A 25,223-nucleotide genomic window follows, 5' to 3' on the forward strand; every position below is an offset into this window, starting at 1 on the left:
CGCTCAACCTTCGATCAGGGCGAAGACGTTGCCGATCTCTTCGCCGAATTTTTCCAGGAACATCAGTTGACGCACCACTTGCGCGGCACCGGCGAAATCATCGGCGTCGAGCAGCATTTCAATACGGGCCACCGCATCTTTTCTGGCGCCGCGCAACGCGTTGTCGAGCCGCTCGAGTGCGGCAAGATCCCTGCCGGCACGAGCGTCGTCAAGCTCTTCGCGCCATTCCATCTGCTGCATCAGAAATACCGGCGGCATCGCCGTATTGGATTCGGTCTGCAGGTCGACGCCATTGAGCTCGCACAGATAGGTGGCGCGCTTGAGAGGATTCCTGAGGGTCTGGTAGGCTTCATTGGCGCGCGTGGCCCATTGCATGGCGACGCGCTTTTCAGCGCCGGTCGCATGTGCAAATTTGTCCGGATGGGCCTGGTTCTGCACGCCGTGGTATGCCTTTTCCAATGCCGTCAGGTCGATGGCAAAGCGTTGCGGCAACTGGAAAAGCGCGAAATGATTTTGCATACGTTGTGCAAACAGGGAGAGTGCAAATAATCAAGAAAATAAAAAGCCTGTCCGGACTTCAACAGGCTTGGCAGAACTACTCTTCAGAGGCTATCGCTGAAACGATACTAGAACGCGATTCTGGCTAAGCACTAGATCAGATCAACTCGATACCCTGACGATGCCGGCGCCGGTGATCGCGGCGCGTTCTCGCACGTCAGATGCGGAAGCTTTCGCCGCAGCCGCATTCGTCCTTCATGTTCGGATTCTGGAACTTGAATCCCTCGTTGAGGCCTTCGCGAGCGAAATCGAGTTCTGTGCCGTCGATATACGGCAAGCTCTTGGGATCGACAAAGACGCGAATGCCGCGCGATTCGAACACTTGATCGTCAGGCGTCTCCTCGTCCACATATTCCAGCTTGTAGGCCAGACCCGAGCAGCCGGTCGTGCGCACGCCGAGGCGCAGGCCGATGCCTTTGCCGCGACGCTCCATATAGCGGCTGATGTGTTTTGCAGCTTTTTCAGTCAGTGTGATTGCCATGATGCTTGCCCTTCGAGTGCCGTCACTTGCTTCGTTATTCAGGCCGCAGCCTTTTGTTCGACGTTGCCGTGCTTGGCCTTGTAATCCTGCACCGCCGCCTTGATGGCGTCTTCCGCCAGGATCGAGCAGTGGATCTTGACCGGCGGCAGAGCCAGTTCTTCAGCGATCTGGGTGTTCTTGATCGACAGGGCCTGATCCAGCGTCTTGCCCTTGACCCATTCGGTCACCAGCGACGACGATGCAATCGCCGAACCGCAGCCGTAAGTCTTGAACTTGGCGTCCTGGATCACGCCATCGGCGCCAACCTTGATCTGCAACTTCATGACGTCGCCGCAAGCAGGCGCGCCGACCATGCCTGTGCCTACGGTCTCGTCGCCCTTTTCGAAGGCGCCGACGTTACGTGGGTTTTCGTAGTGGTCGAGTACTTTTTCCGAGTAAGACATTTTGATGCTCCTTGAGAGATATCAGCCCTTAGATTGCTTGATGAGGGCGTTTTTCACTTTTGTCAGTGTGCTGCCCATTGGATCGTGCTGATGTCGATCCCGTCCTTGTACATATCCCATAGCGGCGACAATTCGCGCAGCTTGCCGACCTTGCTCTTGATCAGGTCGATCGTGAAGTCGATGTCTTCTTCAGTCGTGAAGCGGCCGATGGTAAAACGGATCGAGCTGTGCGCCAGTTCATCGCTGCGGCCCAGGGCGCGCAACACATACGACGGTTCCAGGCTGGCCGAGGTGCAGGCCGAACCGGACGATACCGCGATGTCCTTGATGGCCATGATCAGCGACTCGCCTTCGACGTAGTTGAAGCTGACGTTCAGGTTGTGCGGCACACGATGCTCCATGTCGCCGTTGATATAAGTTTCTTCAATCTCTTGCAGGCCCTTGGCCAGGCGATCGCGCATGGCGCGGATATGCACCAGTTCGGAGTCCATTTCTTCGCGGGCGATGCGGAAAGCTTCTCCCATGCCGACGATCTGGTGAGGTGCCAGCGTGCCGGAACGCAGACCGCGCTCATGGCCGCCGCCGTGAATCTGCGCTTCGATGCGCACGCGTGGCTTGCGGCGGACGTACAGCGCGCCGATGCCCTTGGGACCGTAAGTCTTGTGCGCCGAGAAGCTCATCAGGTCGACTTTCCAGCTTTCCAGGTCGATCTTGACCTTGCCGGTTGCCTGCGCAGCATCGCAATGGAAAATGATGCCCTTCGCGCGGCAGAATTCGCCGATTTCAGGAATAGGCTGAATCACGCCGATTTCGTTGTTGACCAGCATGACCGAGATCAGGATGGTGTCGGGACGCACGGCAGCGGCGATTTGCTCGACGGTCACGAGGCCGTTGTCCTGCGGTTGCAGATAGGTCGCCTCAAAACCCTGGCGTTCCAGCTCGCGCACGGTATCCAGCACAGCCTTATGCTCGGTCTTGACCGTGATGATGTGCTTGCCCTTGGTCTTGTAGAACTGCGCAGCCCCTTTGAGCGCCAGATTGTTGCTTTCGGTGGCGCCGGAAGTCCAGATGATTTCGCGCGAATCCGCGTTGACCAGCTTCGCGACTTCTTCGCGCGCGTCTTCCACAGCCTTCTCTGCCGTCCAGCCGTACATGTGGCTGCGCGAGGCCGGATTGCCGAACTGCTCGCGCAGGAAAGGAATCATCTTGTCGGCCACGCGCGGGTCAACCGGCGTCGTCGCGGAGTAATCCATATAAATTGGAAAATGCGGCGCCTTGATCGTGTCCAGCAGGCTTTTTTCCAGTGGTGCGTTCATTTGTTCTAGCTCCAATCAAACCGCTGCGTGAGGGCGGTGCATGACAACCACGCTTTGTTCAGTAGTGAGAGTTCTGTGTTCCGGGTGCTTCTGTTCTTTCTGGTGCTGCTGGTCGACCAGGTCTTGCAGGGAGACCGAGTCGAGGTATTCGACCATCTTTTCATTCAGCGTCGACCAGAGGTCATGCGTCATACAGCGGGAGCCGCCGGGATGGTTGACGCTATGACAATTTTCCTTGCCGCCGCATTGGGTTGCATCCAGGGGTTCGTCGACGGCAATGATGATGTCGGCGACCGATACATCGCCGGCTTTGCGCGCCAGGTTATAACCGCCGCCGGGACCGCGCACGGACTCGACGATCTGATGGCGCCGCAGCTTGCCGAACAACTGCTCAAGATATGATAAAGAAATTTCCTGCCTCTCGCTGATGGCGGACAACGTGACGGGACCGTTGCCCTGGCGCAAAGCCAGATCAATCATTGCGGTCACGGCAAAACGGCCTTTAGTAGTCAATCGCATGAAATTTCAACTCCAGAACAGTTTTTTCAGTCCCACTCCCTGAATTCCCGAATATTTACGTCAAGTATATCAAAGTTGAGTAATCTTGTCAGGTACTGGAAAACGGCCGTGCAAGAGGTATGAAAAGAGGATGGGATATAGCGCGGAAAGGCACATGGATAAAGGGTTTTACCCACACCAAAAGAGAAAACTCAGCCGAAGAATTCGCGCAGCAGAAATGCCTGCAGGCCCGCCGTATCGGCCTGGCGTGCCGACAGTGAAACGACGCGACCCAACCTTTGCGAATCCCAGTTGAAGTCGCCGGTATAGTATTGACGGATCAGCGCAATCATGCTGTCGATAATGGCCTTTTCGACATCGCCGTTGAGGCCGGCGTCGACGGTAATGGTCTGGCTCTTGCTGTGGCGCGCGTCGGTGGTCCAGCCGCGGAATATGTATTGCGCCACGCGCGGTCCCTTGCTGACTATCTCAAACACGCCATTGGTGCCGCCACTGGCCCTGCGTTCCTGGAAGGCGATATTGGCGCGGGCGATATCGTTCGCGGACGGTCCCTGCTCGGCGGCGCGCGCTTCAGCGTTTTCGCGCGCGGCAGAATCTTCGGCGGAACGGCGCCGTTCACGCGCGGCATTGAGCATGGTTGACATGTCCATTTCCGGCGGCGCCCGGGTAATGGCGGTCGGCGACTCCGCGACCGGCGGCGCTTGCCGCGCTGGCGCCGCCGGACTTGTCCTGGCGCGCGCGACCTGCCTCGGCTGCGGCGAGGGCTTCCTGACCGGCCTGGCTTTTTGATGCGATTCGGGTTGTTTGACGATCGACGGCTTGGGCGGAGTCTGGACGAAAGTCACCTCAAGCGGTTCATGGGAAGAACTTGCCTGTACATTGATTTTTTGCAGACTCGGCTGCAAAACAAAAAACAGCAACACATGGATCAGAACCGACAGGCTGACGCCGACAATGGCTCTGTTGCGAGTGCGCGTTTTGGGAGTAGATCGGGAAAATGTCGTAGAAATCGCCATACCATGCAGCAACAACGAATCGGATCCAACTTTTTAACGCCCATGATACCCGATGCAACGCGCACCGGGCCTGGATCCATCATTCATAATGCTACTGGCTTGAAGCGCCGGACGCAAACTTGCCCGACAGGAAAGTACTCAATGGCGCCAATAACCACCGCCGCCGCCCCAGCCGTGCTCGTATCCGCCGCCGCCCCAACCATGTCGGTATCCACCGCCCCAGCCATAGCCGTAATAAACCGAAGCCGACGGCACGACATAGACAGGCGCCGGCGACGCGTAATACGGATCGTAAGGAACGGCTACGCAGCCGCCCAGCATCAGCGCCGGGATAATCCATAACAAACGTTTCATGATGCCCTCCTGCGAGAACTATTCTTTCTGGATAATCCTCTCGCTCCCCCGGCTTCGCCAGCGCGATTACTATTTGTTACCTCGTGTACCGGCGAGAAATATGCAAAGCGATTTCACGCCTGCATAGCACAGCGCGAAGTTGCCCAAGTTGCTTATATAATCTGCCTTCATCAATAAAACCAATTCAATCATTCAGGAGACCGCAAGCCGCATCATGCCGACCGCATGCACGTGCCGCCTTGCCGAGCTTCGCCAACCGACAAACCTTTTATGACCGCCTCCCCCCCGATCGTCGTGATTGCCCCCGATTCCTTCAAAGGTTCGCTGAGCGCCCAGGAAGTCGCCGAAGCCATCGGCGCCGGCGTCCTCGCCGCTGCGCCGGACGCTGTCGTGCGCCTGTGTCCGATTGCCGACGGCGGCGAAGGCACACTGGACGCGCTGCTGCACGCCGGTGGCGAAGTCCGGCGCTTGCAGGTGCGCGGCGCATCGGGTGCGGTGCGCACCGCGGCCACGGGCATGCTCGCCGATCGCAGCGCAGTGATCGAATCGGCGGAAATCGTCGGCCTGACCGATGAAGCAGGCACTGCCGTCGCGGTGGAAAACCGGTCGACGCTCGGCATCGGCGACGCCCTGCTGGCGTTGCTCGACAACGGCGCGCGGCGCTTCCTGATCGGCCTCGGCGGCAGCAGCACCAATGACGGCGGCATCGGCATGCTGGTCGCACTCGGCCTGAAACTGTACGACGCCGCCGGCCAGGAACTGGAGCCGGTGCCCTCGCAACTCGGCAAGCTGGTGCGCGTCGACGTCGGCGGCCTCGATCCGCGCCTGAAAGATATTCATATTGTCGCCATGTCGGACGTCGACAATCCTCTGTGCGGCGATGATGGCGCCACCGCCGTCTTCGGTCCGCAAAAAGGCGTCAAACCGGAACAGATCAAACCGCTGGACGCCCTGCTCGGCCATTTTGCGACCTTGTACGAACAAGCCGCCGGCCGTAGCGAAGCGAACTCGCCGGGCGCCGGCGCGGCGGGCGGTTTGGGATATGCCTTGCTGATGCTGGGCGCGGAATTCCAGTCGGGCGCGCAAACCGTCGCCGACCATATCGGGCTGGATGCCGCGCTCAAGGACGCCGACTGGCTAATCACCGGCGAAGGCCGCAGCGACGCCCAGACCCTGCACGGCAAGGCTCCCTTCATCGCCGCCCAGCGGGCGCGCTTGGCCGGCGTCTCGACATCGCTGCTGTCCGGCGGTATCGACCGCGCCTCGCTGGCGCAATTGCAAACCAGTTTCTCGGGGTGTTTTTCCATCGTATTCGGCCCGGCGACGCTGAAGGACGCCATCGACAATGCCACGGGTCTGCTCAGGGACAGCGCTGAACAAATGACGCGCCTGTGGCTGTCGGGCCGGAAAGAACGCTGAAAACGACGTCAGCACCGTGAAGATATGCGCCCTGCAAAGTTACCCACAAAAAATGGGGGTAACTTTGTGGATAAGCTTGAGGAATTCTCACTATCCAATTGATTTTAAATAGATTTATTGAATTGGCAAAAGTGGATGCATTTCTCAGCGCATCCGTATTTTTCTCAGACCAGGCCGAATTCGCGGGCAATCAGCTCATACGAGCGCTTGCGCGCGTCGTGATCGTAAATGATGGTCACGATCATGACTTCGTCCGCGCCATACGCCTCGGCCAGTTCCTCGATCTGCTCGCGCACCCTGGCCGGCGAACCGATAACTGCGCGCCGCCCGGATGGCAAGGTTGATGGCGGCAGGTCATGCTGCTCGAAAAAGCGCAACGCAGTCTCGACCGAAGGAATTTTGTCCAGACGGCGGCCGCTATGCATATGGATCAGGCGCATGCCGTAACTGGCCGCCAGTAGTTTCGCCTCTGCATCGGTGTCGGCGCAGATCACCTGCAAGGCGACGCCCTGCCGTGCTTCCGACCAGTGCGGCGACGCCACAAAGTCGCGCCGGTAACGCGCCGCCACGGTTTCGCCGGCGGCCTGGATGAAATCGGCGAACATGTACGGCATCCCCAGCTCGGCAGCCCAGATCCCGCTTTGCGCCGACGAGCCCAACATCCAGGGTTGCAACAACTCCGGGCTGCCCGGCAAGGCGGACAAACGCGCGAATGGATGATCGGCCGGCATCTCATTCCACAAATACGCCAGCAACTCGTTCAGTTGCTCGGGAAAATCATCCTGCGGCCGCTGGCGGCGATCGCGCTGCAAAGCCGACGCGGTCAGCGAATCGCTGCCCGGCGCGCGCCCCAGGCCGAGGTCGATGCGCCCCGGATAAAGGCCGCTCAGCATGCTGAAGGATTCCGCCACCTTGAGCGGACTGTAATGCGGCAGCATCACGCCGCCGCTGCCGACGCGCAGGTGCGAGGTCGCCGCCGCGATTGGACCGATCAGCACCTCCGGGCTGGCGCAGGCCAGCGACTGGGTGCCGTGATGCTCGGCAACCCAGTAACGGTAATAACCGAGCCGATCCGCCAGTACCGCCAGATCGAGCGAATTCTTCAACGCCTGCGCGCTGCTCATGCCTTCGGAAACGGGCGCCTGGTCGAGCACACTGAGGCGCAGCGATGCGGAAACGGAGTTGGCGGAAATGGAGGCGGTTGAAGCGGACATGAAAAATCTCTGGCAAAAAGACAATCCGCCAAGCATAGACGAAATCGCCAAAACGTTTTTATGCCCTCCGATGTTCAGCCACTCATCCCGACCTTCGTCCACGTTGCATCCGACGGCAAAGCACATACATTCCAAAGAGTGCAATATTGCAATATTGAATTGATATCGCGCAATTTATATGCTTAACTGGCCATACAGTCGATATTTCCCCTTCTCAGCACAGTTCGTGCAAACATCCGTGCGTGGAGACGGGTTATCGGCGAAATCAGGTAAAAATTTCCCTCTTGAAATAAATATTTATCGTTAAAACCACTTGATTCACAAAATTTTATAAATACAAATAGAATTTTTTTGAAAAATGCGAGTTTTCGATTAACATGCACAACTTAAGTTGTCATATTTACAAAACTTTGCCCTCCTGATTTCACGTTTTATTGTTGAACGACGTGCCATACACGCAACCGTTTTGTAATATCAGTCACGGGAGTCAAGTTTGCGCCGATTCGCTTTATCCATTTCCGCTTTCCTTACTATCCTGACGAGTGCTTCCGCGCTTGCTCAGGCGCCTACCGATCCGACCAGAACGGGCGAACTGATGTCCGCGCCTCCGGGCGTGCTATCGACGCTGGCGCTTCCCTCATCCGCCGTCACCAACACCCGCGTCGGCTCCGGCGATGTGCTGCGCGTGACCGTTTTCGGTCAGCCTGACCTGTCGGCGGAAGTCGGCGTCAACGACAAAGGCATCCTCACCCTGCCGCTGATCGGCGGCATTGAGGTGAACGGCCTGACCACCAGCGAAATCTCGGCCAAGGTCGCCGACGGTCTGCGCAAGGGCCAATATCTGAAAAATCCGGAAGTATCGGTAGAAGTCGTCCAATTGCGCAGCCAGATGGTGTCGGTGCTGGGCGAAGTCAGCCGGCCCGGCCGTTATCCGATTCCCGGCCATCTGAGCGTGTTGGAATTGCTGGCCACCGCCGGCGGTCTGACACCGCAAGCCGACCAGACCGTGACCCTGCTGCGTCGCAAGACCGACAAGAGCAACAGCGGCGAAAGCGACACACGCATTCCGATCATGCTGGGCGAAACCGGCGCCACCGAACGCACCCCGCTGGACGTTGAGCTCAACGTCGGCGACGTCGTCTACGTCAACAAGAAAAAAGTCTTCTACATCCACGGCGAAGTCAATCGCCCGGGCTCCTACCCGATGGAACAGGACATGAACGTCATGCGCGCAATTGCTCTCGGCGGCGGCATGACCCAGCGCGCCTCGCAGCGCCGCATCTACATCAATCGCGAAGTTCCTGAAAAAGGCGTGCAAGAGATGAAGGCGAAATTGGCGGATCCGGTCTTGCCCGGCGACGTCGTCTACGTTAATGAGAGTCTATTCTGATCAAACATCAAGGCTATAGCGTGAACCTGCAGGCTCCCGAAACCGGTTTGTCGTCCAGACAACTGGCGTCAATGATCTCAGCGCGGCGCGGCACGATATTCAAGACGCTGCTGGCGACGATGGCGATCACCATCGTTGTCACTTTGTTGCTGCCCAAAACCTATACGGCATCGTCCGACGTCTTCCTCGACTACAAGGGCAACGATCCGATCAACGGTCGCCTGTTCTCGCCAATGATGGATGAGAGCTACATGCAGACCCAGCTCGACATGGTCAAGAGCCAGGCCGTCGCCGAGAAAGTCATCGAAACCCTGGACCTGGAACGCACCGCCGCCTATCGCGAAGCGGTCGAACGCCAGGGCGAAGCGCGCGCCCATTCGCAACTGGTCAAGCGCATCAACGACCAGACGCGAGTAATCACGCGCCGCTCAAGCCGCGTGATCGAAGTCGAATATGCCGCCGGCACGCCGGAGCAGGCACGCGACCTGGCCAACGCCGTGGTGCGTGCCTACATCGATCTGAACCAGCAGATTTCCTCGGCCTCGGCCCGTGCGCGCCGCGAGCAATACAACGCCCAACTCGAACACCTGCGCAAGGAAGCCGACGCGATTCAGGAAAAACTGACCAAGTACCAGCAAGATGTCGGCATCCTCGACCCCAATGAACGCAACGACCTGCAATCGCGCCAGCTCGGCGACCTGATGACCTCGCTGATCGCCGTCCAGAACCAGCAGCAGGAAGCGCAGGCGCGCAAGAACGCCACCGACAATCTGGTGCGCAGCGGCGTGCGCGTCGACGAACTGCCTGAGATCGCGCAACGCCCCAACATCAACGACCTGAAATCCAAACTGAGCGACGTCAACAAGCGCCTGGCCGACATTCAGAGCGTACTCGGCCCGCGCCACCCGAAAACCCTGGCGCTGATCAGTGAACGCGACGACATCAATGCGCGCATTGCGCACGAAGCGCGCAGTGCGCTGGACGCCCAGCAAATCGATACGCGCCGCCTGGCCATGCAGGAAGAAGCATTGAAGAAAGAGGTCGATACCCAGCGCGTCAGGCTGCTTGAGCAAAAGAAACATCGCGACATCATCACTTCCTATCAGCGCCAGCTCGACAGCGTGGAGCGCGTCTATAACACCGCGCTGGCGAAGTACGATGAGATCCTGATGGCCAGCAACATCAACACCTTCGACCTGACCGTGCTGCGCGTGGCCGAAGCGCCAAGCACACATTCCAAACCGCTGCTGCTGCAGAATATCGTCGCCAGCATCCTGGTAGGCTTGGCGCTGGGCTTCTGCCTGGCCCTGTTGTATGAACTCGGCCAGCGACGCGTGCGCTGCGCAGACGATCTGTTGCGCGGCCTTCACCTCCCGTTAATCGGCCATATCGGAATTCGCTAAGACTCGGCATCCAAGACCATGGCAACAGAAAACTCCACACCAGAAAACGCAGCCAGCGCCGACAAAATGGGCTCCCGCTTCGTCGAAGCGGGCCTGCTCACGCAAGACCAGGTCTCCCGCGTCGTCGAATTGCAGAATTCAGCCAATATCCGCTTCGGCGAGGCTGCCGTACGCCTCGGCCTGTTGACCGAACAGAACGTGCAGGCGGTGCTGTCCAAACAATTCAACTACGCCACTGCGCTAGTGCCGACCGACGGCCTCGACGATTCGCTGGACATCGCGCTCGCGCCGTTCGGTATGGAGGCCGAAGCGATCCGCCAGATCCGTGCCGAACTGTCGATTCGCCTGAGCCACCAGGAAAAAATCTCCATCGCCATCGTCAGTTCCGCCGAAGGCGAAGGCAAAAGTTATCTGGCCGCGAGCCTGGCGCTGGCGTTCTCGCAAATGGGCAAGCGCACCCTCCTGATCGACGCCGACATGCGTTCGCCCCAACAGCATTTGCTGTTCGGCCTTGAAAACAAAACCGGCTTGTCGACCATGTTGGCAGGACGCACCGCCATCTCGGCCGGGGGCTTGGCAGAAGGTTTTCCGCACCTGCACATTCTGAACGCCGGTCCCCAACCGCCAAACCCGCTGGAAATCCTGCTGCAGCCTGCACTCAGCAAGCTGATGAAGCAACTGGCCGACGACTTCGACGTCTTCATCGTCGACACGCCGGCGGCGCAGACCTCCTCGGATGCCCAAACCATTTCCCAGCAGGTCGGCATGTGCCTGCTGGTGGCGCGCCAGCACTACTCCCGTCTGGACGACCTGCGCCAGACGCAGGCGCAAATGAAAACAGCCGGCGCGCAAATCATCGGCACGGTCTACAACGAGTTCACGGAACCGGACGCGCTGGAGCAGCTTGAGGGCAAAGGCAAAAAACTATGGCGCCGTCTGCGCAAATGGCTGAACGGCCCGCACCGGAAGTAGGCAGCGTCAGCAGCAGGAAGCTGCTGATCCACTCGCTGGCCTCGCTCATCGACCAGGCCCTCTTGAGCGGCCTGAACTTTGCGCTTGGCCTGGTATTGATCCGCCTGGCCACCAAGGAATCCTATGGCGTCTACTCGCAACTGTATGTCGCCGGCATTTTCGCCTCCACCGTGATCGAAGCGCTGATCACCGGTCCCCTGACCACCATCGCGCCCGGCAGATCGCCGGACGAGCGTGCGCGGCTGGCGACCTTGCTGCTGCGCTTCCAATGGCAACTGAGCATCGGCCTGGCGCTGGCGTTCGGCGCCGGCAGCGCCTTCGTCGCCGACTTGACCGGGATCGACGCGCACCCGCTCCTGCTCGGCATCGCCTTCGCCGTCTATCTCTTCGCCAACGCCCAGCGCGAATACCACCGCAGCATCAGTTTCATCGAAGCACGTCCGCGCCGCGTACTGCACACCGACATCGCCTATGCGCTGGCAGCGGCGATCGGCGTTGGCATCCTGCTGCTGGTCGGTTATCTCACTGTGCCGGCGATTTTTCTCGTCATGGGATTGGCCAATATTGTCGGCATGTGGCGCAGCACCGACCATGGCTACGCCCGACAGGCGCACGAACCGGCATCATTCCGCGCCGCCGTCGCCGAAGTCATGCAGCGCGGCCGCTGGGCCCTGCCCGGTGCGCTGGTGGCATGGGCCACCAACTACAGTTATCTTTATATTGCCGCCGCTATGCTGGGCGTGGCGGCGGCCGCCGATCTGAATGCTTCGCGCCTGCTGCTGATGCCGATTTCCTTGTCGGTGCTGGCCTGGTCGCGGGTGGCGCGGCCGATGGTGAGCCGCCTGTCTGCAGCGCGCGACTGGAAGCATCTCGACCACCTCGCATGGGCGTCGGTGGCAGGCATCGAAATCGTCACCGTCCTTTACGTCGTCGTCTTGTGGCTGGCGCTGCCTTGGCTGCAGGCGCATGTGCTGGGTGTCAAGTATCACGGCCTCGAACCGATGGTGCTGGCCTGGGGCGGCTACTTCGCCATCAACGCGGCGCGCTGGATCGGCTCGTCCTGGCTGACCAGCAACGACCAATACCGGCTGCTGCTGGTCAGCGGCGTCGCCTGCCTGATCGTCATGCTGATTTCGGCATCCGTTTTCATCCCCTTGTACGGCGCCTGGGGTGCCATCCTGGCGTTGATCATCGTGGAAGTTTTCGACCTGCTGCTGATCTGGGCCGTCTTCCTGCCCATGCTGAGGCGCAAGAACACATGACCGCTCCTGTCGACATCAGCATCTGCATTTGCACGTTCCGCCGCCCTGTGCTGCTGGACCGCCTGCTCACGGCACTGACCGAACAGGTCTGCGACGGCCTGCGTGTGGAAGTCGTGGTGGTCGACAACGATCCGGCCGGCTCCGCAGCAGAACTCTTGCGCGACTGGCAAAGCCGCATGGCCATGCCCTTGCATGCGCGCCACGAAACCACGCCCAACATCGCCCGGGCGCGCAACGCCGCCGTCCATGCGGCGCAGGGTGAATGGGTGCTGTTCATCGACGACGACGAAACGCCCGACGCCGACTGGATACGCAAGCTGGCGCAAACCCAGCGCCGCTACGACGCCGACGCCGTATTCGCACCGGTGCTGCCGCGCTACCGCGACGACACGCCGGCCTGGATTCGCCGCGGCGATTTCTTCAATCGCCGCCGCTTCGCCACCGGCAGCGTCATCACGACCAAAGATGCGCGCACCGGCAACGTACTGATCCGGCGCAGCAAGCTGATGGCTGTGGCGGGCCCCGAAGGCGGTCCCTTCGACGCCGACTTCGGCCGCACCGGCGCGGAAGACACCATGCTGTTTCGCGACATGCTTGCGCACGGCGCCAGATTCGTCTGGTGCGACGAAGCCACTGTCAGCGAAGAAGTGCCGGCGCAGCGCGCCAATCTCAACTGGCTGCTGCGCCGCTCGTATCGCCTGGGGCAAACATATGTGCTCTCGGAAATCGCCCGCCTCGGCGGCATGCGACGTTTCCTGCGCGCAACCCGACTCGGCGCGCGCGCTCTGGTCCAATTGCCGGTCGCCGCCGGTGTGGCGCTACTGGCCCTTCCTTTTTCCCGCATCGCGTCGATCCGCTGGCTGCGTATCACGCTGGCGCAATGCGGCAAATTAAGCGCCCTTCTGGGCCATCGCTATCATGAATACGGCAACTGAACAATTGGCTCCATCGAGGCCGGCATCGACATTCGGCCATATCAATACCTTCGTCGTGTCCCTGCTGGTCGTCCTGAGCATGACGTTCTCGCTGCTGCCGCCCGGTTTGAACTGGGGCAATATCGATCCGCAGGGCAGTTATGCCGAGGGCTCGCTGGTGTTTCAGATCCAGTTCGGATCGGTGTTCCTGATCGGCGCCTGGCTGGCCCGGCGCAACTGGCGCTGGAGCCTGCTTCATGCGCAGAATCTCAATCCGTTGCTGATTGCGATCATCCTGTATTGCCTGATCACCATGCTGTGGTCGCCCTATCCGGTGGTCACGCTCAAACGCAGCGTCCAATTGATCGGCCTGACGCTAGTCGGCATCGCGATCTCGCCGCCGGTCGGCGGCAAACATCAGTTGATCCGCACCATGCTGGGCACGTTGATGACGCTCATGGCGTTGTCTTTCGTGGTGTCGCTGGTGCTGCCGAGCATCGGCGTCGATTATGAACTGGGAGGCGCCTGGCGCGGCGTAGTGTCGCAAAAAAATACGCTGGGCGCGATCTCCGCTCTGTGCATCGTGCTATGGATCAAGGAAAGCCTGGGCACGACCTTCCCGCGCTCGCTCTGCTATTTCGGCATCGTGTTCAGCCTGTTCATGCTGATCATGGCCAAGAGCAGCACCGCCATCCTGGTAGCGACGCTGGGTACCGGCATCTATCTGCTCGCGCGCCGACGTTACCTGACCGGCGAATTCGACGGTCGGCGAGTGACGCTGGGCCTGGTCGTCATCGCCCTGCTCTGCCTGCAGATTTTCTATGTCGTCCAGGGACGCCTGCCCGAATGGGATGAATTGTTCGCACCATTCGGCGCACTGTTCCACAAGAGCAGCGACCTCACCGGACGTACCGACATCTGGCGCCTGGTGATGCTGGAAGTGCGACAACATCCGATATTGGGCATCGGCTACGGCGCATTCTGGCTGGGAGAAGGAAGTCCGTCGCAGGGCATCATCAACATCCTGCACTGGATTCCCCTGCAAGCGCACAACGGCTACGTCGACATCCTCAACGAACTGGGCATCGTCGGCCTCGTGATCTTGGCCGGCGTATTCATCGTCCATATCCTGAATCTGGTGAAACTGACGCGCATCGACCGCGAAGAAGCGGCCTTCCACTGGACCATGTTGATCCTGATCTTGATCAGCAACTTGTCGGAAAGTGAAATGTTCCGCGGCGTGCTGTTCCAGAACATCTTCTTTCTCTATTCTTCGACGGAGATTTCGGCACGCCTGACCGTGTATCGCATGGAGCAGGCGGAACGGGAAAAACCTGCCCAGGAACCCGGCAATGATGCCAACGGAGTATCGTCATGAACCGCGCGACGACGTGGCGTATGCTCTTGCTGGCGGCTTGCCTGGCGACATCGGCGCCGGCAATGACGCAAACCGTTGCCGGCGGCTTCACCGGCGGCGATAACGGCATCCAGTATTTCAACTTCGCCATCGACGAAGACAAGCTCGCGGGCGCGCCCGACCGATCAGGGATGAACCGCCCGCTCGACGCCGGGGCGCGCATTTTCGTGCGCAACGGCCACTTCTATCGCGTCGGCGCCGACAACCTTCCGAACACCGCCGACGACACGCGCGTGCGCCTGTACGGCATCAACCTCAGCTTCGCCACCAATTTCCCCTCCGACGCCGATGCCGTGCGGCTGGCCCTGCGCCTGCGCAAGCTCGGCATCAATGCGGTGCGTCTGCATCACATGGACAGCAGCCCGGGCACCCAGGACAGTCCGCCGCGCAGCCTGCTCACGCCGGGGCCCTATCCCAGCTTCAACCAGGTCGCTGTCGCGCGGCTGCGCAACTTCATCGCCGCGCTGAAGCAGCAGGGCATCTACGTCGATCTCAACCTGCATGTCGGCTACCGTTTCCGCCCCGCCGTCGACCAGTTGCCGCCATTGGACGGCAAGGCCGAAGCAACGTCGCTGGGCGCGCCGCTGCACGTCTACTATCCGCGCATGGTGGCCTTGCAGGAAGAGTATGCGCGCCAACTGATCCGCGGCCTCGGCCTGCGCAACAATCCGGCGCTGGCGATGGTCGAGATCAACAACGAGTCTTCACTGCTGGCCGCGTGGCAACGCCGCGAGTGGACCGACGCCGTCCCCAGGGCATATGAAGCCGAGCTGCGCAAGCAATGGCAGGACTGGCTGGTCAAACGTTACGGTTCGACCGCGAAGGCCTGCGCCGCATGGAATACCTGCGTCTCCAGCGATTCGACGATCCAGTTGCTGACGCCGACCGACGCTTCCCAAGTCGGCCAATGGCGCGACCGCCTCGACGGCAAGCTGAAGTCGCTCACAGAAAAAATCCTCGGACCAGGCGACCCCGGCACGCCGAACACTTCCGGAGAAGCGCTGCGCGTGCGCGACTTCCTGATGTTCCTGGCCGACACCGACCGCGCCTATTTCAACCGTATGCGCCAAGTGGTGCAAAGCGAAACCGATGCGCTGGTGCCGGTGACCGGCACCCAAATGGGATATGGCGGCGTACTGAATTTCGATTCGCAAACGCAGATGGATTATCTCGACGAGCACTTTTACATCGACCATCCCGACTTCCCCGGTCCGGCCTGGGACCGCAACGACTGGCGCATCCGCAACAGTTCGGCCAGCGACGGCGAACTGAGCCGACTGCTGGCGCTGGCCTTGCGCCGCGACCTGCGCAAACCTTTCGTCGTCAGCGAATACAATCAGCCCTTTCCCAACAAGCAAGGCAGCGAAATCCTGCCGCTGATGGCGGCCTTTGCCGCCGCCCAGGATTGGGACGGCCTGTTCTTCTTCGACTACCTCGACGGCGACAACTGGGCGACGACGCCGTCGGCGTTCACGCTCAGCGGCGACTGGGGAAAATATGCCGCCTTCGGGCAAAGCGCGATGCTGTTCCGCAGCGGCCTGATGGCGACCCTGCCGAACCAGATCGCCATTCCGCTGGCTCCCGATGCACGCCGCGCGATCGCAGCCGCACGCGAGCCCGGCGCGTTCGAAACCCATTTGTCGGTGCGCTACGGCATCACGCCCCAACTGGCAACGCAGGCGCGCCTGGGCATGGATCTCAGCGGCGCCGCGAAACTGGCGACACAGGCTGCGCCGGTAACGCCGCTACGCGCTCCTAACGGCGAGTTCGAATTCGACGCACAACAACGCACTATCCAGTTGCGCACGCCGCAAGCGCGGGGCTTTTTCGGCTTTCTCATGAAACGCCGCGTCGGCGACGACAACGTCGCCATCGAATTGCTCGGCAAGAGCCGCGGCTTCACCGGCGTGCTGCTGACGGCGCTCGACAATCGTCCTTTGGCTGCGTCGCGGCAAATCCTGATCTCCGCTTCCAGCGCCATCACCGGCAATCAGCCAGGCTCAATGCCGCCGCGCCCGAAAGAACTGGTCCGTTACAAGAGCGAAGCCACATGGTGGACGCTGGAACCCGATGCCGGCATGAACGACAAGCCGTCGGGACCGCGCGACGTCGAAGGTCCGGTCTGGATGGAGCGCAATGAAGCGCGCATCAGCCTGCGCACCCAGGCCAGGCGCATCTCGGTCTATCCGCTGGACGGCAGCGGCAAGCGCCTTGCCGCGCTCGGCGGCAATCGCGTCAGTCTGAACAACGGCCTCGCTACGATCCACGTCCAGGCCGATATTGCCCAGGCCAGCCCCTGGTACGAGGTGGTTGCCGATGAATGACGTCATGCCCTCAACCCGGACCGCCGGCAGACTCCGCGGCATCGGCATGCTGGCATGCGCAACGCTCGCGACACTACTGGTTGGCGCGCCGCAAGCGAATGCCACCGCCGAATACGCACTGCAAAGCGGCCTGAGCTGGTATCGCATCGACAATCCCTTCCTGTTCCCGAACAACAGCAACAACAAGCTCAAGACGTCGGACTCGGCGTGGTCGACGGATCTGCGCGGCGCATTGTTCCTGCCGCTGCCGACCGAGCGCACCAATCTGCAACTGACTGCGTCGGTGTCGCAGATGCATTACGGCAGCAGTTTCAGCAGTTACAGCGAGCAGATCAATGGCGGCGGCCCCTACAGCCTGAACAAGGCGAAGAAGCAATTCGAAGGCATCTACAACTGGGAATACAGCGACCTGCTGCGCGGCCGCATCCGTCATCGCACCGACGACCGGCTGTACAGCTATTTCGGCGGCGAAATAGCGCGCAGCAACAGCACGCCCCCGCGCGACATTTCCAACGTCGAACCGGAGTTTCCGCATATCCGCGAAGACAACATCGAGGTCGCCTACCGCGTCACCAACCGCTTCGACGTGCCGCTGACCTGGACCCAGCAAACCCTGAGCTACATGATCCCCGGCCGGGTCGAGATGTACAACATGAACAGCAATGCCATCCAGGCGGCGATCCGCTATACCTCCGGCACCAAATCGACCTTCTCGGGCGGCGTAAGGCGCAACAAGGTGAGCTTTCCCAACCGCACAGCCGACGAGATCGCCGAGTTCGACTCGCGCTACACCGATACCGAACTATTCACAGACACCGCCTGGCGCTATACCGAGAACACAATTTTCGTCGGTCACCTCGGCACTATCGCACGGCATTTCAGGACTCGGACGGACCACGACAGCCGACTGGTGTCGGCCGAACTCGGCATCGACTGGCATTACTCGCCGAAGACGACCTTCTATGGCCGCATCTGGGATCGTCCGCAAGCCAACGACGAGGCCGATAGCCGCCTGTATGTCATCACCAAGGGCATACAGGGCCGCGCCGTCTGGCAGGCCACGCCGAAGACGCGGGTGTCGCTGCTGGCATCGCTGGAATCGCAAAAATCCCAGGGCTTCGCCACCAGCCAGATCAGCACGCCGACCGGCGGTAACGATCAATTGCTGCGGCTGGGCTTGCGCTACGACTACGACATCACGCGCCGGCTGGCCTTCCGCCTCGACGCCGTACGCGAACAGACCACGTCCAGATCGGGCGGCGACATCTACTACCGGCGCAGCACCATCCAAGCCAGCCTGAACTACACTTTCGACAACATCACCGGGCCGTTCATCTACGAAAACCAACAAGGCTACAACCGCGCTCGCCAACAGATTGAGGATCTGCGATGACCCTGACCGCCAGTGCACGGCCTTCCTTCGACTATATCCCCGGTCTCGACGGCCTGCGCGCATTCGCCGTGCTGCTGGTGCTGGTCGCACATCTGGGTTTCAGCTCGGCGATCCCGGGCGGCTTTGGCGTGACAGTGTTCTTTTTCATCAGCGGCTTGCTGATCACGCGCCTGCTGCTGGCCGAACATGCGCAGAACGGCAGGATCGCCATCGGACGATTCTATGCGCGCCGCCTGGTCAGGCTCTATCCAGCGCTGCTGGTCGCCATCGTCCTGGGTGCGCTGGCGTTCAGCCTCGCGGGTGGCATCATGAGTTGGGGCAAGGTCTCGGCCGCGCTGTTTTATTACGCCAATTACTACGGCATTTACTTCCATTTCGGGCAGGGCCGCGACGGCTTCGATCCTTTCAGCATCCTCTGGTCGTTGGCGGTGGAGGAGCAGTACTACCTGGTCTTCCCTTTCATCTGCGTGGCGCTGCTGGCGGGTGCAGCCAGCCTGCGCCGTTTTTCCTGGGCGCTGGCCGGCGGCGTGGCGCTGGTGCTGCTGTGGCGCGTCGTCCTGCATCACAACGGCGGCAGCAGCGACCGCATCTACATGGGCACCGACACGCGCATCGATTCCATCCTCTATGGCGCCTGGCTGGCCCTGATCCTGGCCAACGACACGCAGAAACACTGGCGGCGCTTTTCCGCCAGCCATCTGGTGCAAGCGGTCTGCCTGCTCCTGCTGCTGATCTGCTTCGTGGCGCGGCATCCGGGTTTTCGCGACACGCTGCGCTATTCGCTGCAAGGGCTGGCGCTGATGCCGCTGGTGACGGCGCTTTGTTTTACCGATGCGCTGGCGCCGCTGACGCGATTGCTGGAAACCGGCGCGGCGCGGCGCGTCGGCAAGTGGTCCTACTCGCTCTATCTTTATCATCCGATCGCCATCGTGACCGCGGAGATCTGGTGGGGACCGGGCAGCCTCGGACCGCAACGCATCGGCTGGCAGGCCTACCCCGCATTCGCCGCGACCGCAGTGCTGCTATCATTTGCGCTGGCCGTTGCGTCTTACAATTTTGTAGAGAAACCTTTCCTGCGCTGGCGCCGTCGTTTCGGTGCGCATATCGTTGCCGACTGACGGGGTGCAGGGGATTCCGGAAAAACCGCCCATGCCAGATTCCGCCTCAAAACTTGCCCTGCGCATCAGCCGACGACTGGCGCAGCACGCCTACAAGGAAATGCTGCCGTTGTGCGCTGATATCGGCGTGGTCAGCTTCACGTTCGACGATGCTCCCGCATCGGCCTGCGAAGCCGGCGCACGCACGCTCGAGCGGCATGGCGCGCGCGGCACCTTCTACGTCGCGGGCGGCCTCACCGGCAGCCTCGAAGAAGGCAAGCCTTGCCACACCCGCGACCATTTGCTGGCGCTGCTGGCCGCCGGCCACGAACTCGGTTGCCACAGCTATTCGCACATCCGTTGCGATACCTTGACGGCTCCCGAACTTGAACGCGAACTCGACCGCAACGCCGCCTTCCTGGCCGAGTTCGGCGTCGATTCCGCGACGCTGGATTTTGCCTATCCGTTCGGCGCCTACGCCTACAACGCCAAACGCATCTGCAGCAAACGCTTCCGCTCCAGCCGCATCACCGGCGGCGGCGCGCATGAAGACTACGCCGACCTGAATGCGCTGAAAACCCATCGCCTGTACGACATTGCGGTCGATGCCGAGGATTATGAAACACTGCTGGAGCGCACCTCCCGCCAGAAAGGTTGGCTGATCGTCAACACCCATGATGTGGAAAATCCGCCGAGCCGCTATGGAACCACGCCGGAACGGTTGGAACGCGCCATCGCGGCGGCGCTTGCCGCCGGCTGCAAAGTGTTGCCGGTCAATGCCGCTATCGATTACTGGCAGCAGTACGCCAACGCCGCAGACGCCTGACCAGGCCGCGCAGGCGCTCGTTGCCGCGTGCCTGCGCCCGCAGCCTTCGATAGGCCTCATCGAGTGCCACCACAAGCTTGCCGCGCAGGCTATGACCTTGCTGGCCGGCATACAACAGCAAGCTGTGATCGGCCCATTGCAGCTTGTAGGCTTCGTCGCCGACGGTCAGGTCAAATATCTCCAACCCACTGTCGATGCAATGCCTGAGTACGGCATCGAGCAGGATACGCCCCGCCGAATAGCGTGCCCACTCGCCATCCTGATAGCCTGGCATCAGCCAGTAGAAGCGCTTGCCGTAACACATGCCCCAATGCGTGGCGACCAAGTGCTCGTCGACATACAGCGCCGACACGACAATCGCGCCGCCGCCCAGCCCGTGCGCCGCGAGATGCTGATAGAACGCTAGATAGCCCTCTTCCGCGAACAAGTCGCGGCTGCCGGTTTCATTCCAGCGCCGCGCTTTTTGCCGGGCCATGGCCGCCACCACCTCCACGCGTTGCGGCGCCGGCGTATCGACCAGCAATTGCACCGTGCCCAGTTCGCCGAGCCGGCGCAACTGCCTGCGCGTGTCGGCGAACATCTTGGCGCTGCGCTGCTTCTGGAACGCTTCATAACCAACCGTCAGCGTTGCCGCATGGGCCTGTTCGGTCTGGCGCATGCCTGTCAGCGCCACCATCGGATTGGCGACGCCTTCGATATGCTGCGGCATGCGGCGTGCGCGGAAAACATCGACGCCTCCCAGCAAACGCACGATCACCGGCCACAAGGCGGCAAACCCCGACACATCGAAATCTGCGCGCAGCAGCGGCGCGTTGTAGTCGGTGATCTCGCCGCCGAGGAAACCTGCGATGCGCAAGCCGTACTTGCGTCGGCGCCCGAGCGGCAGCAGCATCAGCGTGCGGTCGTCGGCGTCGGTCAGTTCCACCAGCAGAACTTCCCAGCCTTGCCTTTGCCCGAGCGTGCGCTGCCAAGTCGCCAGCCAGTCGTATGCCTGGAAACCGTAAGACGCGCAATCGGTTTGCGCCGCGCGCCAACGCGCTTCAACTTGCTCGAACGCAGTATGGACGCATATTGCAACGCCGTCGCCAAAACGGCCGGCGACGTCCGGGGCCAGTTCGCTCAACAGGTGTCGGGATACGGCCTTCGGCATGCGCGGCGCCCCGGTCAGTATGCGTTGCGGTCTTTGAAGACCACCAGCACGGTGTACAGAATGATCTTGAAATCCAGCGCCAGCGACCAGTTGCGGATGTAATAGAGATCGTATTCGATGCGGCGCTGCATCTTGTCGAGCGTATCGGTTTCCCCGCGCAAGCCGTTGATCTGCGCCCAGCCGGTAATGCCAGGCTTGACCTTGTGGCGCAGCATGTAGCCCTTGACCTGCTTGCGATACAGCTCGTTGTGCTGGACCGCATGCGGACGCGGGCCGACGATGCTCATGGAGCCTTCCAGCACATTGAAAAATTGCGGCAATTCATCCAGCGACGTCTTGCGCAGGAAGCGTCCGAACGGCGTCACGCGCGCGTCGCCGACCGTCGCCTGCCGGACCTCGCCATTCTGCGGCAAGGGATCGTTGCGCATCGAGCGGAACTTGGACACCACGATCTTCTGGCCGCCGACGCCGTATCGCATCTGGCGAAACACGACCGGTCCGGGAGAAGAAAGTTTGACGCCGATGGCGATCGCCAGCAGGACCGGACTGAGGATCAGCAAGATCAACAGCGATATGACGACATCGGCAAAACGTTTCAGCAGCCGCGCCACCCCGATGAATGGCGTCTCATAGGCCACCAGCACCGGCGTGCCGGCCATCTCGCCGTATTGCATGTGGCCGAGGCCGAACAGCTTGGAATCCGGCACGAAATACACGGACGCCACCGAGTCGTGCAAGGCGTCCACCACCGGCGCGATATCGCTTGAGCGCGCATGCACCAGGCCGACGAACACCACATCCACCGGATTGCGTTCGATCCAGCCGATGGCGTCCATCAGGCTGCCCAGGCGCGGCAACTCGGAACCGACGCGCTGCGTTCCCTGGCGGTTGTCGAAAAAACCGACCGGCGTGATGCCAAGCATTTTCGAGGTCTGGAAAGACTCCGCCAAACGTTGCGCATCTTCGCTGAAGCCGACGAAAATGGCAGTGCGGAGCTCGCCCTTGGCGGTATACATGCGCAAGGCCCACCAGCGGCACAGCAGCGAGGTCAGCGTCAGCGTAAAGGGCGTAGCGACTAGCCACATGATCATGACTACACGTGAGAAATCGGCAGCAGTCTTGGTCAGGTAAAGCGACAGCACCACAACGAAAAAGGTACCGATCCACAAGCGGACGATGGTGCCGAAACGATGTGTCATCAGCGAAGCGTTGTCCACGGCATAGCGCCGCAAATCGCTGAACACGATGAAACCGGTGACGCCTGCCACTGCGGCGACGAAATTGAAAGTGGCGAATTCCGCCCATTGATACAGCGCGACGCAGATTTCCAGCGTCAGAATGATCGCCAGCGCATAAGCTGCACCGATGGCAAGGCCGAGTAAAGTGGTGTGGTGGTTGCGCTTATCGGTATAAAAGCTCAATGGCCGCTCCCTGTCCTCTGGTTGTCATTGATTGTACGCTGCCGTCGCCACTCCCGGCACAGCAAGCCGGCAAACTTCGAACCCTGCACGATATAGCGGCGCCACAGGCGGCGCGGCTCGGACGCCAGGCGCCAGCACCATTCGAGTCCGCTCTTCTGCATCCACAGCGGCGCACGCGACTTGAAACCGAGCGCGAATTCCATCGCCGCACCAACGCACATCACCACGCCGGCCTGCATCTCGTCCCGGTGTGCAAAAGCCCAGCGTTCCTGTTTGGGCATCCCCAGGCAAACGAACACAATGCCCGGCTTGGCGGCATTGACCCTGCGCAGCGCTTCCCGTCCTTCCGCACCGGCGGGATCGAATTGCATTGACGGGCAATACAGCTCAACCGGCAGGCCCGGATACCTGCGGGCAAACGCTGCTGTCAGCATTGCTTCCTGGCCGGGCATACCGCCGATGACGAATACCGGCAACTTTTGCGCAGCCGCCATCCGCGCCAGTTCGACGAACAAGTCTGACCCCGTGACCCTTTCCGGCAACGGCAAATCGGTCATGCGGCTGGCCCAGACCAGCGGCATGCCATCGGCGAAAATGTAATCGGCCTGCACATACAACTGGCGAAAGCCGGGATCGGCGTCGAGTCTGACCACATGATCGACGTTGGGCGTAACCACAATCGCGGGTGGCCCCTCGCGGCGGACGGCCAGATTCGTCAGTTGATGCACCGCGCCGTTGAAACTCGTTATGCAAATATCGAGCCCGAACATATGAGACGTGGGAAATGCGGTCTGTTTTTTCATTCGTTCCGGCAATCAGAAGTCGAACAAGCGACGAATTTAGTTAGAACTCATTTCATAAATAGACGTGAGATACGTTCTTCCCAGAAAGGGCACTTGCAAGGGTGTAGCAGGGATTTCGCGCAGCATGCTGCGCGCCTGCGTAACGGTCTGCGCTTGCAAGCGCAGATGCGCCATGCAAGGGCGTGACGCGTCGCGTGGCGGTGCCGAATGTGCAATGCGGCAAGGAGCGCAACGCGGCCAGCGCCCTTTCTGGGAAGAACCCGAAGGGAGCGGCCTGTTTGGGCGAATTGCCGCGTTACGAATCGTGGTCAAGACGTTCAGTCTTGATCCCGATTCGCGCCTTGCACTTCATCCCAAACAGGGAAAGCTCACACCCATGCCTATTTATGAAATTAGTTCTAGTCATATACAATCATTATTTTGATATTATTTTGACAATATTACTATATTTGTACCGTTTTTTGACGACGTATTTACATCGATCCTTGATTTGCCTGCATGCTTCAGACAGCATACGCAAGCATAAGCAAAACGGGCCTCCGCAACAAATCCATTTACTATTGGGAAAATATGCAGAAGGAAGCGCTCATGCAAGATGTCCACAAGCAAACTCTCGAAGCAGTGGAGGCGCCGCCGGCGGTCAATCCACGCATCGTTCCCCTGGTCATCATTTCGCCGGTGCGCGATGAATCCCAATATCTGCGTCTCACCATGGACTCCATGGTCGCGCAGACCTGCCGCCCGCTCGAATGGATACTGGTGGACGACGGCTCGACCGACACCACCCCCGACATCGTGCGCGAATACGTTGAAAAATATCCCTTCATCCGCCTGCTGCCGCGCCAGGATCGCGGCTTCCGCAAACTGGGCGGCGGCGTGATCGCTGCGTTCAATTTTGGCATGGAACATATCGAGCACAAGGATTACCAGTACATCGCCAAGCTCGACGGCGACATGTCGTTCGGTCCGCACTACCTGGAACATATGTTCCGCAAACTTGATGAGGATCCCGGGCTGGCCGCCGTGTCCGGCAAAGTCTATCGCCATGAGAACGGCCAGTACATTGAAGAGAGCCACATCGACGAGCAGGTGGCCGGTCAGTTCAAGCTCTATCGGCGCACTGCCTTCGAAGACATAGGCGGCTTCGTCCAGCATCTGTCGTGGGACGGCATCGACGTCCACACAGCATGGATGAAAGGCTGGAAGACCTTTTGCTACTACGATCCGCAAGCCTGGTTGTGGCACCACCGCATCATGGGCTCGTCCGACAAGCACATCTATGAAGGCCGGCTGCGCTGGGGACGCGGCAACTGGTACATGGGCTACCATCCGTTGTACGCCATCGCCACCGGCATCAACCGCATGCGCGAAAAACCAGTGATCATCGGTGGCCTGCTGATGATCTTCAGCTATTTCTGGTCCGGACTGCGCGGCCTGCCCCGTTATGAAAACCTCGAATTCCGACGCTATCTGCGCCAGTGGCAAATGGCGCGGCTGAAGAATTTCATTGTCGGCAAAAAATAAATTTACA

The 25,223-nt window shown here is 60.5% G+C and carries 24 protein-coding genes; 13 read left to right on the forward strand and 11 right to left on the reverse strand.

Annotated elements, in window-relative coordinates; all coding sequences use genetic code 11:
* Positions 1–3 precede the first annotated feature (3 nt).
* From hscB to RV1423_RS30515, 6 genes are all read right to left on the reverse strand, one after another.
* Entirely contained in the window at positions 4–519 is a 516-nt protein-coding gene (gene hscB / locus RV1423_RS00400) for a Fe-S protein assembly co-chaperone HscB (protein ID WP_034291944.1), read from the reverse strand.
* A 196-nt stretch (positions 520–715) separates the two neighbouring features.
* On the reverse strand, positions 716–1,039 hold the full coding sequence (gene iscA / locus RV1423_RS00405) for an iron-sulfur cluster assembly protein IscA (RefSeq protein WP_034291946.1): 324 nt from the start codon (positions 1,037–1,039) through the stop codon (positions 716–718).
* A 38-nt stretch (positions 1,040–1,077) separates the two neighbouring features.
* On the reverse strand, positions 1,078–1,482 hold the full coding sequence (gene iscU, locus RV1423_RS00410) for a Fe-S cluster assembly scaffold IscU (RefSeq protein WP_034291948.1): 405 nt from the start codon (positions 1,480–1,482) through the stop codon (positions 1,078–1,080).
* 62 nt (positions 1,483–1,544) lie between these two features.
* Complete coding sequence (locus tag RV1423_RS00415; protein ID WP_034291950.1) at positions 1,545–2,798, reverse strand: IscS subfamily cysteine desulfurase; 1,254 nt, start codon at positions 2,796–2,798, stop codon at positions 1,545–1,547.
* Positions 2,799–2,813: 15 nt separating this feature from the next.
* Positions 2,814–3,317, reverse strand: a complete 504-nt coding sequence (gene iscR, locus RV1423_RS00420) for a Fe-S cluster assembly transcriptional regulator IscR (RefSeq protein ID WP_034291953.1) — start codon at positions 3,315–3,317, stop codon at positions 2,814–2,816.
* Between the two features lie 191 nt (positions 3,318–3,508).
* Complete coding sequence (locus RV1423_RS30515; RefSeq protein ID WP_231501998.1) at positions 3,509–3,961, reverse strand: hypothetical protein; 453 nt, start codon at positions 3,959–3,961, stop codon at positions 3,509–3,511.
* Between RV1423_RS30515 and RV1423_RS30520 the strand changes: the two genes are divergently transcribed.
* Positions 3,960–4,106 (forward strand): hypothetical protein, encoded by a 147-nt coding sequence (locus RV1423_RS30520; protein ID WP_231501999.1) that lies wholly within the window; start codon positions 3,960–3,962, stop codon positions 4,104–4,106. The genes RV1423_RS30515 and RV1423_RS30520 overlap by 2 nt on opposite strands.
* 365 nt (positions 4,107–4,471) lie before the next feature.
* Here the strand turns inward: RV1423_RS30520 and RV1423_RS00430 are convergent, their stop codons facing one another.
* Complete coding sequence (locus tag RV1423_RS00430) at positions 4,472–4,687, reverse strand: hypothetical protein (RefSeq protein ID WP_034291955.1); 216 nt, start codon at positions 4,685–4,687, stop codon at positions 4,472–4,474.
* Positions 4,688–4,957: 270 nt separating this feature from the next.
* On the opposite strand from RV1423_RS00430, the gene RV1423_RS00435 reads away from it, so the two are divergent.
* Positions 4,958–6,106, forward strand: coding sequence for a glycerate kinase (locus RV1423_RS00435; protein ID WP_034291957.1), 1,149 nt, complete (start codon positions 4,958–4,960; stop codon positions 6,104–6,106).
* A 164-nt stretch (positions 6,107–6,270) separates the two neighbouring features.
* Here the strand turns inward: RV1423_RS00435 and RV1423_RS00440 are convergent, their stop codons facing one another.
* Positions 6,271–7,320: an LLM class flavin-dependent oxidoreductase gene (locus RV1423_RS00440; protein WP_051516383.1), complete on the reverse strand. Its 1,050-nt coding sequence runs from the start codon at positions 7,318–7,320 to the stop codon at positions 6,271–6,273.
* A 595-nt stretch (positions 7,321–7,915) separates the two neighbouring features.
* Here RV1423_RS00440 and RV1423_RS00445 point away from each other — a divergent pair.
* The 10 genes from RV1423_RS00445 to RV1423_RS00490 are packed head-to-tail and all read left to right on the forward strand — an operon-like array spanning position 7,916 to position 20,318.
* The gene (locus RV1423_RS00445; protein WP_034291959.1) at positions 7,916–8,710 is read left to right on the forward strand and encodes an SLBB domain-containing protein; all 795 of its coding nucleotides are present in this window, start codon (positions 7,916–7,918) and stop codon (positions 8,708–8,710) included.
* A gap of 20 nt (positions 8,711–8,730) precedes the next feature.
* The gene (locus tag RV1423_RS00450) at positions 8,731–10,113 is read left to right on the forward strand and encodes a Wzz/FepE/Etk N-terminal domain-containing protein (RefSeq protein ID WP_034291961.1); all 1,383 of its coding nucleotides are present in this window, start codon (positions 8,731–8,733) and stop codon (positions 10,111–10,113) included.
* 18 nt (positions 10,114–10,131) lie between these two features.
* Positions 10,132–11,085 (forward strand): polysaccharide biosynthesis tyrosine autokinase, encoded by a 954-nt coding sequence (locus RV1423_RS00455; protein ID WP_034291963.1) that lies wholly within the window; start codon positions 10,132–10,134, stop codon positions 11,083–11,085.
* Positions 11,058–12,347, forward strand: a complete 1,290-nt coding sequence (locus tag RV1423_RS00460; RefSeq protein ID WP_231502000.1) for a lipopolysaccharide biosynthesis protein — start codon at positions 11,058–11,060, stop codon at positions 12,345–12,347. The genes RV1423_RS00455 and RV1423_RS00460 overlap by 28 nt, the downstream gene beginning before the upstream one ends.
* Positions 12,344–13,282, forward strand: a complete 939-nt coding sequence (locus RV1423_RS00465) for a glycosyltransferase family 2 protein (RefSeq protein ID WP_034291967.1) — start codon at positions 12,344–12,346, stop codon at positions 13,280–13,282. The genes RV1423_RS00460 and RV1423_RS00465 overlap by 4 nt, the downstream gene beginning before the upstream one ends.
* The gene (locus RV1423_RS00470; RefSeq protein WP_051516386.1) at positions 13,266–14,639 is read left to right on the forward strand and encodes an O-antigen ligase; all 1,374 of its coding nucleotides are present in this window, start codon (positions 13,266–13,268) and stop codon (positions 14,637–14,639) included. Before RV1423_RS00465 ends, RV1423_RS00470 begins: the two co-directional genes overlap by 17 nt.
* Positions 14,636–17,002, forward strand: coding sequence for a hypothetical protein (locus tag RV1423_RS00475; protein ID WP_034291970.1), 2,367 nt, complete (start codon positions 14,636–14,638; stop codon positions 17,000–17,002). The genes RV1423_RS00470 and RV1423_RS00475 overlap by 4 nt, the downstream gene beginning before the upstream one ends.
* Positions 17,003–17,006: 4 nt before the next feature.
* Complete coding sequence (locus RV1423_RS00480; protein ID WP_051516388.1) at positions 17,007–18,395, forward strand: hypothetical protein; 1,389 nt, start codon at positions 17,007–17,009, stop codon at positions 18,393–18,395.
* Positions 18,392–19,513: an acyltransferase gene (locus tag RV1423_RS00485; protein WP_034291972.1), complete on the forward strand. Its 1,122-nt coding sequence runs from the start codon at positions 18,392–18,394 to the stop codon at positions 19,511–19,513. The genes RV1423_RS00480 and RV1423_RS00485 overlap by 4 nt, the downstream gene beginning before the upstream one ends.
* Positions 19,514–19,544: 31 nt before the next feature.
* Positions 19,545–20,318: a polysaccharide deacetylase family protein gene (locus RV1423_RS00490; RefSeq protein ID WP_034291974.1), complete on the forward strand. Its 774-nt coding sequence runs from the start codon at positions 19,545–19,547 to the stop codon at positions 20,316–20,318.
* On the opposite strand, the gene RV1423_RS00495 is transcribed toward RV1423_RS00490, so the two are convergent.
* From RV1423_RS00495 to RV1423_RS00505, 3 genes are read right to left on the reverse strand one after another with little or no spacing between them, the layout of a single operon-like run.
* The gene (locus RV1423_RS00495) at positions 20,275–21,468 is read right to left on the reverse strand and encodes a GNAT family N-acetyltransferase (protein WP_034291976.1); all 1,194 of its coding nucleotides are present in this window, start codon (positions 21,466–21,468) and stop codon (positions 20,275–20,277) included. The two genes, RV1423_RS00490 and RV1423_RS00495, sit on opposite strands and share 44 nt — an antisense overlap.
* 14 nt (positions 21,469–21,482) lie before the next feature.
* On the reverse strand, positions 21,483–22,889 hold the full coding sequence (locus RV1423_RS00500) for an undecaprenyl-phosphate glucose phosphotransferase (protein WP_051516389.1): 1,407 nt from the start codon (positions 22,887–22,889) through the stop codon (positions 21,483–21,485).
* Positions 22,886–23,692: a WecB/TagA/CpsF family glycosyltransferase gene (locus tag RV1423_RS00505; protein ID WP_231502001.1), complete on the reverse strand. Its 807-nt coding sequence runs from the start codon at positions 23,690–23,692 to the stop codon at positions 22,886–22,888. The genes RV1423_RS00500 and RV1423_RS00505 overlap by 4 nt, the downstream gene beginning before the upstream one ends.
* Before the next feature lie 588 nt (positions 23,693–24,280).
* Between RV1423_RS00505 and RV1423_RS00510 the strand changes: the two genes are divergently transcribed.
* A complete protein-coding gene (locus RV1423_RS00510) occupies positions 24,281–25,216 on the forward strand; it encodes a glycosyltransferase family 2 protein (protein WP_034292484.1) in 936 nt (311 codons plus the stop codon).
* The last annotated feature ends 7 nt before the right edge of the window (positions 25,217–25,223 follow it).

The organism is Herbaspirillum sp. RV1423 (assembly GCF_000577615.1).
In the GTDB taxonomy this organism is placed as follows: Bacteria; Pseudomonadota; Gammaproteobacteria; order Burkholderiales; family Burkholderiaceae_D; genus Herbaspirillum.

What these genes read in the sequence shown, in the direction of transcription:
- hscB (WP_034291944.1), bottom strand. Translation starts at nt 519, where the DNA reads ATGCAAAATCATTTCGCGCTTTTCCAGTTGCCGCAACGCTTTGCCATC.
- iscA (WP_034291946.1), bottom strand. Translation starts at nt 1,039, where the DNA reads ATGGCAATCACACTGACTGAAAAAGCTGCAAAACACATCAGCCGCTAT.
- iscU (WP_034291948.1), bottom strand. Translation starts at nt 1,482, where the DNA reads ATGTCTTACTCGGAAAAAGTACTCGACCACTACGAAAACCCACGTAAC.
- RV1423_RS00415 (WP_034291950.1), bottom strand. Translation starts at nt 2,798, where the DNA reads ATGAACGCACCACTGGAAAAAAGCCTGCTGGACACGATCAAGGCGCCG.
- iscR (WP_034291953.1), bottom strand. Translation starts at nt 3,317, where the DNA reads ATGCGATTGACTACTAAAGGCCGTTTTGCCGTGACCGCAATGATTGAT.
- RV1423_RS30520 (WP_231501999.1), top strand. Translation starts at nt 3,960, where the DNA reads ATGTCCATTTCCGGCGGCGCCCGGGTAATGGCGGTCGGCGACTCCGCG.
- RV1423_RS30515 (WP_231501998.1), bottom strand. Translation starts at nt 3,961, where the DNA reads ATGTCAACCATGCTCAATGCCGCGCGTGAACGGCGCCGTTCCGCCGAA.
- RV1423_RS00430 (WP_034291955.1), bottom strand. Translation starts at nt 4,687, where the DNA reads ATGAAACGTTTGTTATGGATTATCCCGGCGCTGATGCTGGGCGGCTGC.
- RV1423_RS00435 (WP_034291957.1), top strand. Translation starts at nt 4,958, where the DNA reads ATGACCGCCTCCCCCCCGATCGTCGTGATTGCCCCCGATTCCTTCAAA.
- RV1423_RS00440 (WP_051516383.1), bottom strand. Translation starts at nt 7,320, where the DNA reads ATGTCCGCTTCAACCGCCTCCATTTCCGCCAACTCCGTTTCCGCATCG.
- RV1423_RS00445 (WP_034291959.1), top strand. Translation starts at nt 7,916, where the DNA reads ATGTCCGCGCCTCCGGGCGTGCTATCGACGCTGGCGCTTCCCTCATCC.
- RV1423_RS00455 (WP_034291963.1), top strand. Translation starts at nt 10,132, where the DNA reads ATGGCAACAGAAAACTCCACACCAGAAAACGCAGCCAGCGCCGACAAA.
- RV1423_RS00460 (WP_231502000.1), top strand. Translation starts at nt 11,058, where the DNA reads ATGGCTGAACGGCCCGCACCGGAAGTAGGCAGCGTCAGCAGCAGGAAG.
- RV1423_RS00465 (WP_034291967.1), top strand. Translation starts at nt 12,344, where the DNA reads ATGACCGCTCCTGTCGACATCAGCATCTGCATTTGCACGTTCCGCCGC.
- RV1423_RS00470 (WP_051516386.1), top strand. Translation starts at nt 13,266, where the DNA reads ATGAATACGGCAACTGAACAATTGGCTCCATCGAGGCCGGCATCGACA.
- RV1423_RS00475 (WP_034291970.1), top strand. Translation starts at nt 14,636, where the DNA reads ATGAACCGCGCGACGACGTGGCGTATGCTCTTGCTGGCGGCTTGCCTG.
- RV1423_RS00480 (WP_051516388.1), top strand. Translation starts at nt 17,007, where the DNA reads ATGCCCTCAACCCGGACCGCCGGCAGACTCCGCGGCATCGGCATGCTG.
- RV1423_RS00485 (WP_034291972.1), top strand. Translation starts at nt 18,392, where the DNA reads ATGACCCTGACCGCCAGTGCACGGCCTTCCTTCGACTATATCCCCGGT.
- RV1423_RS00490 (WP_034291974.1), top strand. Translation starts at nt 19,545, where the DNA reads ATGCCAGATTCCGCCTCAAAACTTGCCCTGCGCATCAGCCGACGACTG.
- RV1423_RS00495 (WP_034291976.1), bottom strand. Translation starts at nt 21,468, where the DNA reads ATGCCGAAGGCCGTATCCCGACACCTGTTGAGCGAACTGGCCCCGGAC.
- RV1423_RS00505 (WP_231502001.1), bottom strand. Translation starts at nt 23,692, where the DNA reads ATGAAAAAACAGACCGCATTTCCCACGTCTCATATGTTCGGGCTCGAT.
- RV1423_RS00510 (WP_034292484.1), top strand. Translation starts at nt 24,281, where the DNA reads ATGCAAGATGTCCACAAGCAAACTCTCGAAGCAGTGGAGGCGCCGCCG.